Origin of the sequence: Enterobacter sp. MF024 (assembly GCF_005843915.1) — a bacterium.
GTDB classification, from domain to species: Bacteria; Pseudomonadota; Gammaproteobacteria; order Enterobacterales; family Enterobacteriaceae; genus Enterobacter; species Enterobacter barmai.
On record NZ_VCBB01000011.1, the window covers coordinates 235179 to 249943 of the forward strand.

Consider the following 14765-nt stretch of genomic DNA (forward strand, 5'->3'; position numbering starts at 1 on the left):
AAGCAGGCCATACCCTAACATACTCAGAATCTGAGACAACCCTTGCGCCGCGTGTGGCACGAATTTTGCCGCGGTTTGCATGCGGATAATATCGCTGAATTTCCCATGAGATAAGGGCTGAGCGGGAAATGAATTTTTTTGAGATTTTTATGACGCAGCCGGGGAATTTCGCCTGGATCACAAGGATTCAGGCGAATATGACCGCAGAATTACAGCGTAGAACACAGAGAAATATTTGTCAGGCAATAACGTAATATATCGTAAATTAACGATCGTTATATTTCGCTTAAAAATCCCAGTCTTCGTCTTCAGTTTCTACCGCTTTGCCCATCACATACGACGAACCCGACCCCGAGAAAAAGTCGTGGTTTTCGTCGGCATTCGGCGAGAGCGCGGCAAGGATCGCCGGGTTCACCTGGGCCATTTCCGGCGGGAACAGCGCCTCGTAACCGAGGTTCATCAGCGCCTTGTTGGCGTTGTAGCAGAGGAACGCCTTCACGTCCTCCTCCCAGCCGGTTCCGGCGTACAGTTCGTCGGTATAGCTCAGCTCGTTGTCGTACAGATCCATCAGCAGATCCAGCGCAAAACCCTTTAACCCCTCGCGCTCAGTATCGCTGACTTTCTCCAGTCCTTTCTGATACTTATAGCCAATATAGTAGCCATGTACCGCTTCATCACGGATGATCAGCCGAATCAGATCCGCGGTGTTGGTTAGCTTGCCCCGGCTGGACCAGTACATCGGCAGCCAGAAGCCGGAATAGAAGAGGAACGACTCCAGAAACACGCTGGCAATTTTCTTCTTCAGCGGCTCATCGGCGCGATAATGTTCCAGCACCCGCTGGGCTTTACGTTGCAGAGAGTCGCTCTCTTCGCTCCAGCGGTACGCGGCGTCCACGTCTTTGGTCTGACAGAGGGTCGAGAAAATAGAGCTGTAGGAGCGGGCATGCACCGCCTCCATAAAGCTGATGTTCGACATGACCGCCTCTTCGTGGGGCGTCAGCGCGTCGGCGATAAGCGCAGGCGCGCCCACCGTATTCTGCACCGTGTCGAGCAGCGTCAGGCCGGTAAAAACGCGGATGGTGAGCTGCTGCTCGGCGTGGCTTAGCGTCTCCCACGCCGGAACGTCGTTCGACAGCGGCACCTTTTCCGGCAGCCAGAAGTTGCTGGTCAGGCGGTTCCACACCTCCAGATCTTTATCATCTTCAATTTTGTTCCAGTTAACGGCGTGCACCCGTGACAGTTTCATGCTCTCTCCTTACAGCGCGCAGGACACGCAGCCTTCTGTTTCGGTGCCTTCCAGCGCAAGCTGGCGCAGGCGAATGTAATACAAAGTCTTGATCCCTTTCTTCCAGGCGTAGATCTGCGCTTTGTTGATGTCGCGGGTGGTGGCGGTATCCGGGAAGAACAGCGTCAGCGACAGCCCCTGATCGACATGTTTTGTCGCCTCGGCGTAGGTATCGATAATCTTCTCCGGGCCGATGTCATAGGCGTCCTGATACAGGGCCAGATTCTCGTTGGTCATAAAGGGGGCAGGGTAGTAGACGCGCCCGGTTTTGCCCTCTTTGCGGATCTCAATCTTCGACACAATAGGGTGAATGCTCGAGGTGGCATGATTGATGTAGGAGATCGACCCGGTCGGCGGCACCGCCTGCAGATTCTGGTTATAGATGCCGTAGCGCATCACGTCGTCGCGCAGCTGCTGCCACATCCCCCGCGTCGGCAGGTTGACCCCGGCGCGGGCAAACAGCGCGCGCACTTTTTCCGTTTTCGGCTGCCAGTCGTCGCGAAGGTACTGGGTAAAGTACTCTCCGCTGGCATAGCGGGACTGCTCAAAGCCCGCAAAGCGCTGCCCCTTTTCCCGCGCCAGCATCATCGAGGTATTCAGGGCGTGCCAGGTGATGGTGTAGAAGTAGAGGTTGGTGAAGTCCAGCCCCTCCGGGCTGCCGTAGGCAATGCCCTCCCGGGCCAGATAGCCGTGCAGGTTCATCTGCCCGAGGCCGATGGCGTGGGAGGCGGCATTCCCCGCCTCCACCGACGGCACGCTGCGAATGTGGCTCATGTCCGATACCGCCGACAGGCCGCGCACCGCGGTTTCAACGGTGCGGCCAAAGTCCGGCGAGTCCATGGTGTGGGCGATATTCAGCGAGCCCAGATTGCAGGAGATATCATGCCCGGTGCGGGCGTAGTCCAGGTTCTCGTCATAGGTCGAGGGGCTGTTGACCTGCAAAATCTCCGAGCACAGGTTGCTCATGTTGATGCGCCCGGCTATGGGGTTGGCGCGATTCACCGTGTCCTCATACATGATGTAAGGATAGCCGGACTCAAACTGGATCTCGGCCAGCCGCTGGAAGAAGTCGCGGGCATTCAGGTATTTTTTACGGATCCGCGTATCCGCCACCATCTCGTCGTACAGTTCGCTCACCGCCACATCACCAAACGGCTTGCCGTAGATGCGCTCCACGTCATAAGGCGAGAACAGCGCCATCTCGGCGTTCTCTTTTGCCAGCCGGAAGGTGATATCCGGGATCACTACCCCCAGAGAAAGGGTTTTGATGCGGATTTTTTCGTCGGCGTTTTCGCGTTTGGTATCGAGGAAGCGCAGGATATCCGGGTGATGGGCATGGAGATAAACCGCTCCCGCCCCCTGACGCGCCCCGAGCTGGTTGGCATAGGAGAAGGCATCTTCCAGCATCTTCATCACCGGGATCACCCCTGAGGACTGGTTCTCGATGCGCTTGATGGGCGCGCCCGCTTCCCGCAGGTTCGAGAGTAAAAAGGCCACCCCGCCGCCGCGCTTGGAGAGTTGCAGGGCGGAGTTCACCGCCCGGCCAATCGACTCCATGTTGTCTTCAATGCGCAGCAGGAAGCAGGAGACCAGCTCCCCGCGCTGCGCCTTGCCGCAGTTGAGGAAGGTGGGCGTGGCGGGCTGAAAACGCCCGGCGAGGATCTCGTCCGTCAGCTGGCGGGCCAGGGTTTCATCCCCCTGAGCCAGGGTCAGGGCGACCATCACCACCCGATCCTCGAAGCTCTCGAGATAGCGCTTCCCGTCGAAGGTTTTCAGCGTATAGCTGGTGTAAAACTTCCACGCGCCGAGGAAGGTCTGGAAACGAAAACCGCTGGCGTGGGCGTGGTCAAAAAGACCCAGCACAAAGCTGCTGTCGAAGCGCGCCAGCACGCGAGGGTCGTAGTAGCCCTCGCTGACCAGGTAGTCGAGACGCGCCTGCGGGCTGGCGAAGGTCACGCTGTTGGGGCGCACGTGGGCGTTAAAAAAGGCGTCCACCGCCTCACCGTCTTTGCTGAACTGGATCTTCCCGTCAGCATCATACAGGTTCAGCATGGCGTTCAGGGCATGGAAATCCTGCGAGCCCTGCATCACGCGTTCTGCGGTTGTCGTTGCCAAAATTCGTTCACTCCTTTACGCACGTTGTCGACGTCCTGCTCCGTCCCCATCAGCTCAAAGCGATAGAGGTACGGCACGCCGCACTTTTGTGAGATGACATCCCCGGCGCGGCAGAAGGCATCGCCGAAATTACGGTTGCCGGCGGCGATCACCCCGCGGATAAGCGCCCGGTTATGCGGGTCGTTGAGAAAGCGGATCGCCTGGCGCGGTACCGCCCCGGCCGTACCGCCGCCGCCATAGCTCGGCACCACCAGAATAAAAGGCTCGTCCACCTGGATCCGCTCCCGCTCGTTCAGCGGAATACGCACGGCGGGCAGCCCGAGGCGCCCGATAAAGCGGTGCGTGTTTTCCGAGCTGCTGGAGAAGTAGACGAGCAGGCTCATGCCCGGACGGCCTGCGCAGGCTGTTGCAGACGATTAATCAGGTCCGGACGAAACCCCGACCAGCTGGTCTCCCCGGCGATCACCACGGGAAGCTGGCGGAACCCCAGGTTACGCAGCGTCTCTGCCGCGTCCGGCTCCAGGTCTACATTCACCATTTCGAAGCTCACACCGCGGCTCTCCATGGCGCGTTTGGTGGCATGGCACTGCACACAGTCGTTACGAGTGTAAATAATAATGCGCATGATTCGTATTTCCATTTAGAATAGGTGTCCGACGCGATTCAACGCGTCACCAGGAGTCTGTCTTGCTAAAAGGAATACTAGATGTAGTTATCTAAAGTTTCAACCACACAAGATATGGGAAAATCAGATGGGTTTGCTGCCGGTGATGAGCTCAACGGGAGAGGGATTGCTATGGGCTTAAAAAAGAAAAACCCCAACACCGCAGGGCATTGGGGTCACAGGGGACAGGTCAGAGACGGGCGTTACTTACGCAGAGCGAGCAGCGCGCCGATGAAGATGCTGACCGCCGCAACGGTACCTACTGCACACATCGGGCGTTCACGGATAAAGGTGTTAGCGCAGCCGATGGCATCGCAGGCGGCCTGCTTGCCGGTAGAGCGGCCCTGGAGGCGCGCACGGGTTTCTCGCAGCAGCGATTTGGCCTTACGTCTGGCGTCGTCCGCTTCGCCCTTCGCATCCGATCCCCAGGATTTCAAAACGCTTTCCAGCGAATCCGCTAATTTCCTCACATCGTCTTGGATATCCTGAACATTGTCATCAACGTCATTTCGGTTTGATCGGCTAAACATAAAGTTCTCCCTTGAATTTGCGGTAATTAACAGTTTAGACCACCTTTTTAATATCTGAAGCCGGTCACGGCTTATCAGGCCGTTTATGGATTTTTCTGAAAGCACTGCTAATGCTGAATACGGTAAGGTTGCCCGGCAGGAAATGATAACGAGGAAAGAATATGTATTTACGACCCGATGAGGTTGCGCGCGAACTGGAAAAAGCGGGATTTACCGTGGATGTGGTAACACAAAAAGCATACGGTTATCGTCGCGGCGATAATTATGTTTATGTGAACCGTGAAGCCCGCATGGGGCGCACTGCGCTGATCATTCATCCGACGTTGAAAGAGAGAAGTCTTTCCTTCGCGGAGCCTGCTTCAGAGATGAAAACCAGCGACCATTACCAGCAGTTCCCGCTCTATTTAGGGGGCAATAATCAGGAACATTATGGTATTCCGCATGGATTCAGTTCCCGCATGGCGCTGGAACGCTTTCTTAAAGGCCTGTTTGGCGACTCGCAATAACGACGCGACTGGCTTTCGCCAGTCGCCGTGCCTTACGCCTTGACCTGATGGTACTGGCTCACTTTAAACAGACGTCGGCAGTAATCGAGGAAATAGCCGTACACCGCGCCCATCATCATCGACACCACAATATTTGAGCTTACCGCAGCGGCGATCTGGTGCCAGTCAGCCCCCACCGTTAATAAAATCGCGACATATACCGGTGACTGAAAAGTGACGTACGCCACCACGTCGGCCAGATTTTTCATCCAGCCGGTGGATGAGTAGCGGCGGGCAAAACGCATCACCGCATCACGGTAGAAACCGTACGGCCATGCAATAAGAATGTTCACCGGGACGGCCACCAGGCGCGAGGAAAGTGATTGCTCGAAGGTCATTCCGGAGAGGAATATTTCAATCAGCATGTTCACCACCGAACAGTAGACCACCATTGCAAATGTGTCCGCTACAGCGTGGCGCAGGCGAGACTGCCGTGAGAACATGTTCTGACTCCTGAAGATGATACGATGAAGAGGCTAAAGCGCTTCTGAATAGTGCTTTAGTTTGCTTTATTTTTCGTGTATAGCGTATCGCTCTGCATTAAAACTCTCAATTAGCGATAAATTTTTATTTACTGGCGTTTTGTCCGTAAAATTCTCTAAACGAACCGGTTTGACCAGCATTGCGTTATTTTCTTTTTGTTTGTCATTTTTTATGTTAATAAACAAGTAGTTAAGTTTTATTTTTATCGCGCACCGCATGACCTGCCTTCCGGTGAGCAGAATGCGGCGATTTTGTTGCGGGTTATGTTGCTAAATGGATGTTATCCAGCGTAATGCTCTGGATTGGGTTGTTGTGTTCTATGCAGGTTATATGAATGGGTATTCATTGTGGGGTGAGAGGGGAACTGCCTCAGGCGGCGGTTATATCACAGTAAAAATAAATAATGCTTAAACGCTTATTATGAATAAATCATACAAAGTGAAAATAATCGTCATTATATATTGTTAATTCCCCCACCTTTGACCTGTATTATATTTTCGTGCGGTTTCGTCTGGATGTTCATAAACAAATGAATTACCATGGCCGGGAATTGATTATTTAAACGACTTTGAAAAGGTTTTCATATTATATGACTTCGACATTACAGAATCTTAATAATATTCGTACACTCCGTGCGATGGCGCGTGAATTCTCACTGGACGTACTGGAAGATATGCTGGAAAAGCTGCGCATCGTCACAGAAGAAAAACGTAATGAACAGTCTGAACTGGAGCAGGAGCGTGCCGAACAGCAGCAGAAAATTAGCGCCCTGCTGGAAATGATGAAAGCCGACGGTATTTCTGCTGAAGACCTGTTGGGCTCTGAGCTGCTGAACACCAGCGCGCAGCCTAAAAAACGTAAACCGCGTGCCGCAAAATATCGCTATACCGATGCCGACGGCAGCGAAAAAACCTGGACCGGCCAGGGTCGTACGCCGAAGCCAATCGCCACTGCACTGGCAGAGGGAAAATCGCTGGATGATTTCCTGATTTAATCCGTGCAGACCGGGCGGCGTTATTCCGCCCGGTAGCGGCTGCTCTCAGCAGACGCCAAAATCGCCATCTTCTTTATACAGCGTCACATCCGCTGCCTTCAGGGTGTATTTATCCCCGTCTTCGTTGCTTGCCTGCACCGCCACAATCTGATCTTCATGCACTTCGATCACTTTAAGTTTTGGTCCGCCCATGCGCGGCTGAACCAGATCGCCAACAGAAAACATAGTTACCTCCTTATGATGGATAAGCTCCGAGCTTAGCCCAGGCGCAGGCCGCGGTACAGGGTTGCAGGGGGAATACCCCTTAATCGTCTGCCTAAACCTGTGTCAAGAGGGTAAAAGAGGGTAAAACTTCGCGCCAGCGCTGGCAGCCGTGCGTAGACTCGCTACGCTTAAAGAGAAAATCTCTTTTTTTACAATGACCTGATTGCTTGTATGGAGAATTTATGGGTTTCTGGCGTATCGTAATTACTATCCTGCTTCCCCCGCTTGGCGTCCTGCTGGGCAAAGGGTTTGGCTGGGCGTTTATCCTCAACGTCATCCTGACGCTGCTGGGCTACATCCCCGGTCTTATCCACGCGTTCTGGGTGCAGAGCCGCGGCTAATCCCGCCACAGCAAATCGCTGTAGATCCCGGTCAGCACCCCCTGGGGCGCAAACTGCTGTTTGATCCAGCGGGTGACCAGGCCGGTTGCCGCATGCTGCGTGGCGAGCAGCATGCGCGAGTCCTGGCGCGGGTTATTGATGCGCCGCGTCACCAGCAACCCCGCCTCTACGGCCTCTCTGGCCATATGCTCCGGTAAAAAACCGATCCCTTCCCCCAGGATCTGGCACTGGCACTTGGTATTAAAATCCGGGACCAGGATCGCCTCCTGGCCGTGCAGCAGCCAGCCCACTTTCTTATTAATGGTGTGCGCCGTGTCTTCGACCATGATGTTGGGATACAGACGCAGCTGGCTTTCGGCCAGCGGCTCCGGGGCCAGCGCCAGGGGATGATCCGGGGCGATGGCGAACACCCAGCGAATAGCGCCAATCTCGGTGTAATCGATCCCGCCGCCATCCAGCAGGGTATCAGGCGCGCCAATGGCGATATTCGCCTGGTTATTGATGATCGAATCCCAGACCCCGTTATACACCTCGGTGGTCACCGTAATCTGGCAGGTGGGAAACTGTTTCTTCAGCACCTGCAGCAGGCGGGCGGTGTGGCGCGGGGTGTAGAGCAACTGGTTGATGCAGATCCGCACCCGCGTTTCGATCCCCTGAGAGATGGTATCTATCCCACGCTTAATGGCGTGGAAATCGTTCAGCAGATCGATCGCTTTACGGTAGAAGTAGAAGCCCGACTCGGTGAGCTCGATGCTGCGGGTGTTGCGCACAAACAGCACCACGTCGAGGCCGGTCTCCATGCGCTTGATGGTGTAGCTGATGGCCGAGGTGGTCACCCCCAGCTCGGTGGCGGCCTTGCTGAAGCTGCCAAAGCGTGCCGCAGTGGTGAACGCCAGCAGGTTCTCTTCGGTAAAGATGGAATTCATATTATCGCTCCCGGCACCCATCAGTTTTGAACATATTTTAACAAAGTGGTTACAACGCATTTGAAGCCGATCACAGTTCTGCCAAATAGCTGGGAGCCGCGTCGGACAAGGTCTGCGTAAACATAAGCAGAATGCAGCCTGCGAGGCTAAATAGCGGCAAAACATAAGGAAAAGATTGCACAGACGCACATTTTGACCGGACTGTTAAATTTATCTCAACAATGAATTGCCTGTCGATGAATCATTTTTAAGCGGATTCTTTTCTGACCAGGCCGTTGCTATGCTCAGTCCATCAGAAAGGAAAACCAGGAGTGTGGAAATGTCCAACAATGAACTCGTTACCGAATTTCTGTTAGCTGCCGAACAGGGTAATGCCGACGCGTTAAAAGCCTGTCTGGAGAAAGGGGTGGATATTAACGCCACCAACCGGCAGAAAAGAACCGCCGTTATTATCGCCAGCCTGAATAAACACTATTCCTGCGTGGAGCTGCTGATTGCCGCCGGCGCCAATATCGACCAGCAGGATGAGACCTGTTTCAACCCGTTCCTGATTAGCTGCCTCACCAACGATATCACCCTGCTGCGCCTGGTGCTGCCAGCCAAACCGGACCTCGACAGGCTGACCCGTTTTGGCGGCGTGGGGATCACCCCGGCCAGCGAGAAAGGCCATCTGGAGGTGGTGCAGGAGCTGCTGGCCCACACCGACATCAACGTCAACCACACCAACTTTGTTGGCTGGACGCCGCTGCTGGAAGCCATTGTGTTAAACGACGGCGGCCCTCGCCAGCAGGCGATTATTAAGCTGCTGCTCGACCACGGCGCCAACCCGCACATGACCGACAAATACGGCAAATCCCCCCTCGAACTGGCGCGGGAAAAAGGCTTCAGCGACATTGCCGACCTGCTGATCGCCGCCGGCGCGTAAACCCTGTGGCCAGCCGTTTCGCGCTGGCCTGAAATAAAAATAGCCTTTCCCCATCATGCCTTCGGGCGTGATATGGCCCCCTTTTGCCCGCATTCAGGAGGACGTAATGCCCACTAAAATCGTCATAAAAAAGAACACGTATTTTGATTCTGTTTCGCTGATGTCGGTTTCCACCAAAGCCAATAAGCTGCCCGGCGTCGAGCAGGCTTTCGTGGCGATGGCCACCGAAATGAATAAAGGCGTCTTAAAAAATCTCGGCCTGCTGACGCCGGAATTAGAGGACGCTAAAAACGGCGACCTGATGATCGTCATTAAAGGCGAGGCCGCGAACGACGAAACCCTGGCCGCCATCGAGGCGCTGTTCACCCGCAAAGAGAGCGCAGGCTCACACGAATCGCGCTACGCCACCCTCGCCAGCGCTAAAACCCATCGCCCGGAGAGTAATATGGCGGTGATCTCGGTCAACGGCACCTTCGCCGCCCGCGAGGCGCGTCAGGCGCTGGAGAACGATCTTAACGTGATGCTGTTCTCGGATAACGTCTCCCTCGACGACGAACTGGCGCTGAAACAACTGGCTCACGAGAAAGGGCTGCTGATGATGGGGCCGGACTGCGGCACCGCCATTATTAACGGCGCCGGGCTGTGCTTCGCCAACGCGGTGCGCCGCGGCCCGATTGGGATTGTGGGTGCCTCCGGCACCGGTAGCCAGGAGCTGAGCGCACGCATCCACGAGTTCGGCGGCGGCATCTCCCAGCTGATCGGCACCGGCGGTCGCGATCTCAGCGAAAAGATCGGCGGCCTGATGATGCTCGATGCCATCGCGATGCTGGAGGCGGACGACGCCACCCAGGTCATCGCGCTCATCTCAAAACCCCCTGCGCCTGCGGTGGCCGAGAAAGTGCTGGCCCGCGCCCGCGCCTGCCGCAAACCGGTCATTGTTTGTTTCCTCGGCCGCAACCAACCCCCGGCCGATGAAGAGGGGCTGCAGTTTGCCCGCGGCACCAAAGAGGCGGCGCTGAAAGCGGTTCTGCTTACCGGGATCAAAAAAGAGTCGCTGGATCTGCATCCCCTCAACTGGCCGCTGATCGAAGAGGTGCGCGCCCGCCTGACCCCGCAGCAGAAGTACATTCGCGGCCTGTTCTGCGGCGGCACCCTGTGCGACGAAGCGATGTTCGCCGCGCTGGAAAAATACGATGACGTCTACAGCAACATCCAGCCGGATCCGGCCAGGCGCCTTGCGGATATCAACGTCAGCCAGGCCCACACCTTCCTCGACTTTGGCGATGACGACTTCACCAACGGCAAGCCGCACCCGATGATCGACCCGACCAACCGCATCAGCCGCCTGCTGCAGGAGGCGCGCGATCCAGAAGTGGGCGTGATCGTGATGGATTTCGTCCTCGGCTTCGGATCCCACGAGGATCCGGTAGGGGTGATGATCGAGGCGATCAAGGAGGCGCAGGCGATCGCCAAAGCCGATAACCGCCCGCTGGAGATCCTCGGCTACGTGCTCGGCACCGACCAGGATACCCCATCCCTGAGCCAGCAGTGCCAGCTCCTGACCGACGCGGGCGTGATCTGGGCCAGCAGCAGCACCAACACCGGATTACTGGCACGTGAATTTGTCTTCAAAGGAGAGAAAGCCTGATGACCACCTTATTTAACCAGCCGCTGAACGTCATTAACGTGGGTATCGCGATGTTCAGCGACGATCTGAAGAAGCAGCACGTCCCGGTTACCCATCTCGACTGGACCCCGCCGGGGCAGGGCAATATGCAGGTGGTGGAGGCGCTGGATCAGCTGGCGGATAAACCGCTGGCAGAGAAAATTGCCGCCGCCAACAAACTCGCCCTGGAGCGCATTATTCAGTCCCACCCGGTGCTGGTGGGCTTCGATCAGGCGATCAACGTCGTACCGGGCATGACCCGCACCACCATCCTGCACGCCGGTCCGCCGGTGGCCTGGGAGAACATGTGCGGGGCGATGAAAGGGGCGGTGACCGGGGCGCTGGTGTTTGAAGGGCTGGCAACCGATCTGGAAGACGCGGCGCGGCTGGCGGCCTCCGGGGAAATCACCTTCTCGCCGTGCCACGAGCATGACTGCGTGGGCTCGATGGCGGGGGTCACTTCGGCGTCGATGTTTATGCATATCGTCGAGAACAAAACCTACGGCAACCGCGCCTTCACCAACCTCAGCGAGCAGATGGCGAAGATTCTGCGCATGGGGGCCAACGACCAGAGCGTCATCGACCGTCTGAACTGGATGCGCGACGTGCTCGGCCCGATGCTGCGCGATGCGATGAAAATCATCGGCGAAATCGACCTGCGCCTGATGCTGGCTCAGGCCCTACACATGGGCGACGAGTGTCACAACCGCAACAACGCGGGCACCACGCTGCTGATTCAGGCCCTGACGCCGGGGCTGATCCAGGCTGGCTACCCGGTGGAGCAGCAGCGCCAGGTGTTTGAGTTTGTCGCCAGCAGCGACTACTTCTCCGGCCCGACGTGGATGGCAATGTGTAAAGCCGCGCTGGATGCCGCCCACGGCATCGAGTACAGCACCGTGGTCACCACCATGGCGCGTAACGGCTACGAGTTTGGCCTGCGCGTCTCCGGCATGCCGGGGCAGTGGTTCACCGGCCCGGCGCAGCAGGTGATTGGCCCGATGTTCGCGGGCTACAAGCCGGAGGACTCCGGCCTGGATATCGGCGACAGCGCCATCACCGAAACCTACGGCATCGGCGGCTTTGCCATGGCGACGGCCCCGGCGATTGTGGCCCTGGTGGGCGGCACGGTGGAAGAAGCCATCGACTTCTCCCGCCAGATGCGCGAGATAACCCTGGGCGAAAACCCGAACGTCACCATTCCGCTGCTCTCGTTTATGGGGATCCCGACCGCCATCGACATCACCAGAGTCGCGGGCAGCGGCATCCTGCCGGTGATCAACACCGCCATCGCCCACAAAGATGCGGGCATCGGCATGATTGGGGCGGGCATCGTTCACCCGCCGTTTAGCTGTTTTGAAAAGGCGCTGTTGACCTTCCGCGATCGCTACTTCTTATAAGGTAAGCATCCATGAAAAGCATGAAACTGGAGTGGAAAAGAGGTGACTGGGCGGCGTACTTCGGGTTGATGACCAACAACCTGACGAACCTGCTGACCATGATGGGGCTGCTCATTTTTGTCGTCGGCATCCCGAAAGAGATTGTTTATGGACGTATTGCGCCAGCCTTCGGGCTGGCGGTACTGGTGGCGAGCATCTGCTACGCGTGGTTCGGTTTACAAATGGCGCGCCAGACCGGGCGTAGCGACGTCACCGCGCTACCGTCGGGGCCCAGCGCGCCGTCGATTTTCACCGTTACCTTTCTGGTGCTGATGCCGGTTTATCAGCAGACCGGCGACGCCGACTTTGCCATCCAGATTGGCCTGGTGTGGTGCTTCGTGGAGGCGATGATCCTCGCGGGCGGTTCGTTTTTAGGGGAAACCATCCGCAAGATGATCCCGCGTACCGTGCTGCTGTCGTGCCTGTCCGGTCTGGGCCTGCTGCTGCTGGCGATGAACCCGATGCTGCAGGCGTTCGAAGCGCCGACGGTCTCCTTCATCGTGCTGCTGCTGATCTTCATCAACTGGTTTGGCAAAAAGCCGATCTTCGCCCGCATCCCTACCGGCCTGCTGCTGCTGATCGCCGGTACCGCCCTGGCGTGGATCTCCGGCCTGCAAAGCCCGGAAGCGATCAAGGCCTCGATGTCCTCCTTCGGCTTTAACCCGCCGGAAGTGCATATCGACAGCTTTATGCAGGGTCTGCCGCACGCGCTGCCGTACCTGGCCTCTGCCGTCCCGCTGGGACTGGCGAACTACATCTTTGACCTCGAGAACATCGAAAGCGCCCACGCGGCGGGGGACGAGTACCCAACCCGCAAGGTGATGCTGGCTAACGGTCTCTCCTCGATGCTCGGCTGCCTGATGGGCAACCCGTTCCCGGTGACGGTCTACGTCGGCCACGCGGGCTGGAAAGCGATGGGGGCAAGCATCGGTTACACCCTGGCGTCCGGCGTCACCATGTTTATCGTGCCGCTGTTCGGGCTGGGGGCCTTTATGCTCGCCATCATCCCGATGACCGCCATCGTGCCGATTCTGGTCTTTATCGGCGTGGTCACCGCCAACCAGGTGGTGAGGGAAACGCCCAAGGTGGAGGTGCCCGTCATCTTTATCTGTCTGTTCCCGTGGATCGCCAACTGGGCGCTGACCATGATGAACAGCGTGATGGGGGCGGCGGGAACCAGCGCGGCGAAGATCGGCACCGACGTCCTGCACAGCAAAGGGATTTACTACGAAGGGCTGATGCATCTGGGGAACGGCGCGCCGCTCGCCAGCATGCTGTGGGGCTGTATCGCCATCTTCGCCATCGTCAACAAACCGCTGCGCGGAGCCGTTGCCGCCGCCGTCGGCGCGCTGCTGGCGCTGTTCGGGGTGATCCACGCCCCGGTAGTGGGCTTCGCGGAAGGCAGCTCGCTGACCTTTGTGCTGGCCTACCTGATGATGAGCGGCATGTTTGTGGTGAAGCATGTCCTGGACAGCCGGGAAGAGGCGCGAGCCGCTACGCCGATCTCTGAAGCCTGATTTGTCCCCTCACCACCTCCCTCTCCCTCTCCCCTATGGGGAGAGGGCCGGGGTGAGGGGCCCAGACCGCACTTTTCCCAAAGGAAAACACATGAAAGAACTCATGGTCGTTGCCATCGGCGGCAACAGCATTATCAAAGATAACGCCAGCCAGTCGATTGAACATCAGGCCCAGGCGGTAAAAGCGGTCGCGGAGTCGGTGCTGGAGATGCTGGCCTCGGACTATGACATCGTCCTCACCCACGGCAACGGCCCCCAGGTGGGGCTGGATCTGCGCCGGGCCGAGATTGCGCACGAGCGGGAAGGGCTGCCGCTCACCCCGCTGGCAAACTGCGTGGCCGATACCCAGGGCGGCATCGGCTATCTGATCCAGCAGGCGCTGAATAACCGTCTTGCCGCCCGCGGCGAGCAAAAGGCGGTGACGGTGGTCACGCAGGTGGAGGTGGATAAAAACGACCCCGGCTTTACCCATCCCACCAAACCCATTGGGGCGTTCTTCAGCGAGGCCCAGCGGGACGAGCTGCAACTGGCGCATCCCGACTGGCACTTCGTCGAGGATTCCGGGCGCGGCTACCGCCGGGTGGTGGCCTCGCCGCAGCCGGTACGCATTGTCGAAGCCGATGCCATCAAGGCCCTGACGCAAAAAGGCTTTGTGGTGATCGGTGCGGGCGGTGGCGGCATTCCGGTGGTGCGCACTGCCGGGGGCGACTACCAGAGCGTGGACGCGGTGATCGACAAAGATCTCTCCACCGCACTGCTGGCCCGGGAGATCCGCGCCGACGTGCTGGTGATCACCACCGGGGTGGAGAAAGTGTGCATTAACTTCGGCAAGCCGAACCAGCAGGCGCTGGAGACGGTCAACGTGGCGCAGATGACGCGCTACAGGGAAGAGGGCCACTTCCCGGCGGGCAGCATGCTGCCGAAAATTGATGCCAGCCTGGAATTCCTGCGCCACGGCGGCAAGCGGGTGATCATCACCTCGCCGGACTGCCTGCCCGCCGCGCTGCGCGGGGAAACCGGGACACACATCGTGGCCTAACCCCGGCGGGCTTCCAGCCCGTCGGGTACGAATAC

At 57.7% G+C, this 14765-nt stretch carries 16 protein-coding genes; 8 read left to right on the forward strand and 8 right to left on the reverse strand.

All coding sequences use genetic code 11. The annotated features are described in order from the left end of the window. Nucleotides 1-286 precede the first annotated feature (286 nt). The 5 genes from nrdF to FFB58_RS17910 all read right to left on the reverse strand — a co-directional run bounded on the left by nrdF (nucleotide 287) and on the right by FFB58_RS17910 (nucleotide 4594). The gene (gene nrdF / locus FFB58_RS17890; RefSeq protein WP_138370587.1) at nucleotides 287-1246 is read right to left on the reverse strand and encodes a class 1b ribonucleoside-diphosphate reductase subunit beta; all 960 of its coding nucleotides are present in this window, start codon (nucleotides 1244-1246) and stop codon (nucleotides 287-289) included. 9 nt (nucleotides 1247-1255) lie between these two features. Further along, nucleotides 1256-3400, reverse strand: coding sequence for a class 1b ribonucleoside-diphosphate reductase subunit alpha (gene nrdE / locus FFB58_RS17895; protein WP_138370588.1), 2145 nt, complete (start codon nucleotides 3398-3400; stop codon nucleotides 1256-1258). Next, nucleotides 3373-3783 carry a class Ib ribonucleoside-diphosphate reductase assembly flavoprotein NrdI gene (gene nrdI / locus FFB58_RS17900; protein ID WP_039030001.1) on the reverse strand — a complete coding sequence of 137 codons (411 nt, stop codon included), beginning with the start codon at nucleotides 3781-3783 and terminating at the stop codon, nucleotides 3373-3375. Before nrdI ends, nrdE begins: the two co-directional genes overlap by 28 nt. Then, nucleotides 3780-4040, reverse strand: a complete 261-nt coding sequence (nrdH, locus tag FFB58_RS17905) for a glutaredoxin-like protein NrdH (RefSeq protein ID WP_138370589.1) — start codon at nucleotides 4038-4040, stop codon at nucleotides 3780-3782. Before nrdH ends, nrdI begins: the two co-directional genes overlap by 4 nt. Nucleotides 4041-4267: 227 nt before the next feature. Next, nucleotides 4268-4594, reverse strand: a complete 327-nt coding sequence (locus FFB58_RS17910) for a DUF883 family protein (protein ID WP_039030003.1) — start codon at nucleotides 4592-4594, stop codon at nucleotides 4268-4270. A gap of 161 nt (nucleotides 4595-4755) precedes the next feature. Here FFB58_RS17910 and FFB58_RS17915 point away from each other — a divergent pair, with 161 nt between their 5' ends. Continuing rightward, nucleotides 4756-5100: a DUF2002 family protein gene (locus FFB58_RS17915; protein ID WP_039030004.1), complete on the forward strand. Its 345-nt coding sequence runs from the start codon at nucleotides 4756-4758 to the stop codon at nucleotides 5098-5100. A gap of 32 nt (nucleotides 5101-5132) precedes the next feature. Here the strand turns inward: FFB58_RS17915 and alaE are convergent, their stop codons facing one another. Continuing rightward, on the reverse strand, nucleotides 5133-5582 hold the full coding sequence (gene alaE, locus FFB58_RS17920) for an L-alanine exporter AlaE (RefSeq protein ID WP_039030005.1): 450 nt from the start codon (nucleotides 5580-5582) through the stop codon (nucleotides 5133-5135). 629 nt (nucleotides 5583-6211) lie between these two features. On the opposite strand from alaE, the gene stpA reads away from it, so the two are divergent. Then, the gene (gene stpA / locus FFB58_RS17925) at nucleotides 6212-6616 is read left to right on the forward strand and encodes a DNA-binding protein StpA (protein WP_039030006.1); all 405 of its coding nucleotides are present in this window, start codon (nucleotides 6212-6214) and stop codon (nucleotides 6614-6616) included. A 45-nt stretch (nucleotides 6617-6661) separates the two neighbouring features. On the opposite strand, the gene FFB58_RS17930 is transcribed toward stpA, so the two are convergent. After that, the gene (locus FFB58_RS17930; protein ID WP_039030007.1) at nucleotides 6662-6841 is read right to left on the reverse strand and encodes a hypothetical protein; all 180 of its coding nucleotides are present in this window, start codon (nucleotides 6839-6841) and stop codon (nucleotides 6662-6664) included. Between the two features lie 221 nt (nucleotides 6842-7062). Between FFB58_RS17930 and FFB58_RS17935 the strand changes: the two genes are divergently transcribed. Further along, the gene (locus tag FFB58_RS17935; RefSeq protein ID WP_039030008.1) at nucleotides 7063-7221 is read left to right on the forward strand and encodes a YqaE/Pmp3 family membrane protein; all 159 of its coding nucleotides are present in this window, start codon (nucleotides 7063-7065) and stop codon (nucleotides 7219-7221) included. Here the strand turns inward: FFB58_RS17935 and FFB58_RS17940 are convergent. Beyond that, nucleotides 7218-8147 carry a LysR substrate-binding domain-containing protein gene (locus tag FFB58_RS17940; protein WP_138370590.1) on the reverse strand — a complete coding sequence of 310 codons (930 nt, stop codon included), beginning with the start codon at nucleotides 8145-8147 and terminating at the stop codon, nucleotides 7218-7220. The two genes, FFB58_RS17935 and FFB58_RS17940, sit on opposite strands and share 4 nt — an antisense overlap. 319 nt (nucleotides 8148-8466) lie before the next feature. Here FFB58_RS17940 and FFB58_RS17945 point away from each other — a divergent pair, with 319 nt between their 5' ends. From FFB58_RS17945 to FFB58_RS17965, 5 genes are all read left to right on the forward strand, one after another. Beyond that, entirely contained in the window at nucleotides 8467-9072 is a 606-nt protein-coding gene (locus FFB58_RS17945; RefSeq protein ID WP_138370591.1) for an ankyrin repeat domain-containing protein, read from the forward strand. 106 nt (nucleotides 9073-9178) lie between these two features. Continuing rightward, complete coding sequence (fdrA, locus tag FFB58_RS17950) at nucleotides 9179-10720, forward strand: acyl-CoA synthetase FdrA (RefSeq protein WP_138370592.1); 1542 nt, start codon at nucleotides 9179-9181, stop codon at nucleotides 10718-10720. Beyond that, nucleotides 10720-12135 (forward strand): DUF1116 domain-containing protein, encoded by a 1416-nt coding sequence (locus FFB58_RS17955; RefSeq protein WP_171029971.1) that lies wholly within the window; start codon nucleotides 10720-10722, stop codon nucleotides 12133-12135. The genes fdrA and FFB58_RS17955 overlap by 1 nt, the downstream gene beginning before the upstream one ends. Before the next feature lie 11 nt (nucleotides 12136-12146). Continuing rightward, nucleotides 12147-13691, forward strand: coding sequence for a xanthine permease (locus tag FFB58_RS17960; RefSeq protein WP_138370594.1), 1545 nt, complete (start codon nucleotides 12147-12149; stop codon nucleotides 13689-13691). 91 nt (nucleotides 13692-13782) lie between these two features. After that, on the forward strand, nucleotides 13783-14730 hold the full coding sequence (locus tag FFB58_RS17965) for a carbamate kinase family protein (protein WP_039030014.1): 948 nt from the start codon (nucleotides 13783-13785) through the stop codon (nucleotides 14728-14730). Nucleotides 14731-14765: the final 35 nt, after the last annotated feature.

Bases quoted from the DNA above. Each gene is read 5' to 3' on its own strand.
- nrdF (WP_138370587.1), bottom strand. From the start codon at position 1,246: ATGAAACTGTCACGGGTGCACGCCGTTAACTGGAACAAAATTGAAGAT.
- fdrA (WP_138370592.1), top strand. From the start codon at position 9,179: ATGCCCACTAAAATCGTCATAAAAAAGAACACGTATTTTGATTCTGTT.
- FFB58_RS17910 (WP_039030003.1), bottom strand. From the start codon at position 4,594: ATGTTTAGCCGATCAAACCGAAATGACGTTGATGACAATGTTCAGGAT.
- alaE (WP_039030005.1), bottom strand. From the start codon at position 5,582: ATGTTCTCACGGCAGTCTCGCCTGCGCCACGCTGTAGCGGACACATTT.
- FFB58_RS17955 (WP_171029971.1), top strand. From the start codon at position 10,720: ATGACCACCTTATTTAACCAGCCGCTGAACGTCATTAACGTGGGTATC.
- FFB58_RS17915 (WP_039030004.1), top strand. From the start codon at position 4,756: ATGTATTTACGACCCGATGAGGTTGCGCGCGAACTGGAAAAAGCGGGA.
- FFB58_RS17940 (WP_138370590.1), bottom strand. From the start codon at position 8,147: ATGAATTCCATCTTTACCGAAGAGAACCTGCTGGCGTTCACCACTGCG.
- nrdH (WP_138370589.1), bottom strand. From the start codon at position 4,040: ATGGAAATACGAATCATGCGCATTATTATTTACACTCGTAACGACTGT.
- FFB58_RS17965 (WP_039030014.1), top strand. From the start codon at position 13,783: ATGAAAGAACTCATGGTCGTTGCCATCGGCGGCAACAGCATTATCAAA.
- FFB58_RS17930 (WP_039030007.1), bottom strand. From the start codon at position 6,841: ATGTTTTCTGTTGGCGATCTGGTTCAGCCGCGCATGGGCGGACCAAAA.
- FFB58_RS17960 (WP_138370594.1), top strand. From the start codon at position 12,147: ATGAAAAGCATGAAACTGGAGTGGAAAAGAGGTGACTGGGCGGCGTAC.
- nrdI (WP_039030001.1), bottom strand. From the start codon at position 3,783: ATGAGCCTGCTCGTCTACTTCTCCAGCAGCTCGGAAAACACGCACCGC.
- stpA (WP_039030006.1), top strand. From the start codon at position 6,212: ATGACTTCGACATTACAGAATCTTAATAATATTCGTACACTCCGTGCG.
- FFB58_RS17935 (WP_039030008.1), top strand. From the start codon at position 7,063: ATGGGTTTCTGGCGTATCGTAATTACTATCCTGCTTCCCCCGCTTGGC.
- FFB58_RS17945 (WP_138370591.1), top strand. From the start codon at position 8,467: ATGTCCAACAATGAACTCGTTACCGAATTTCTGTTAGCTGCCGAACAG.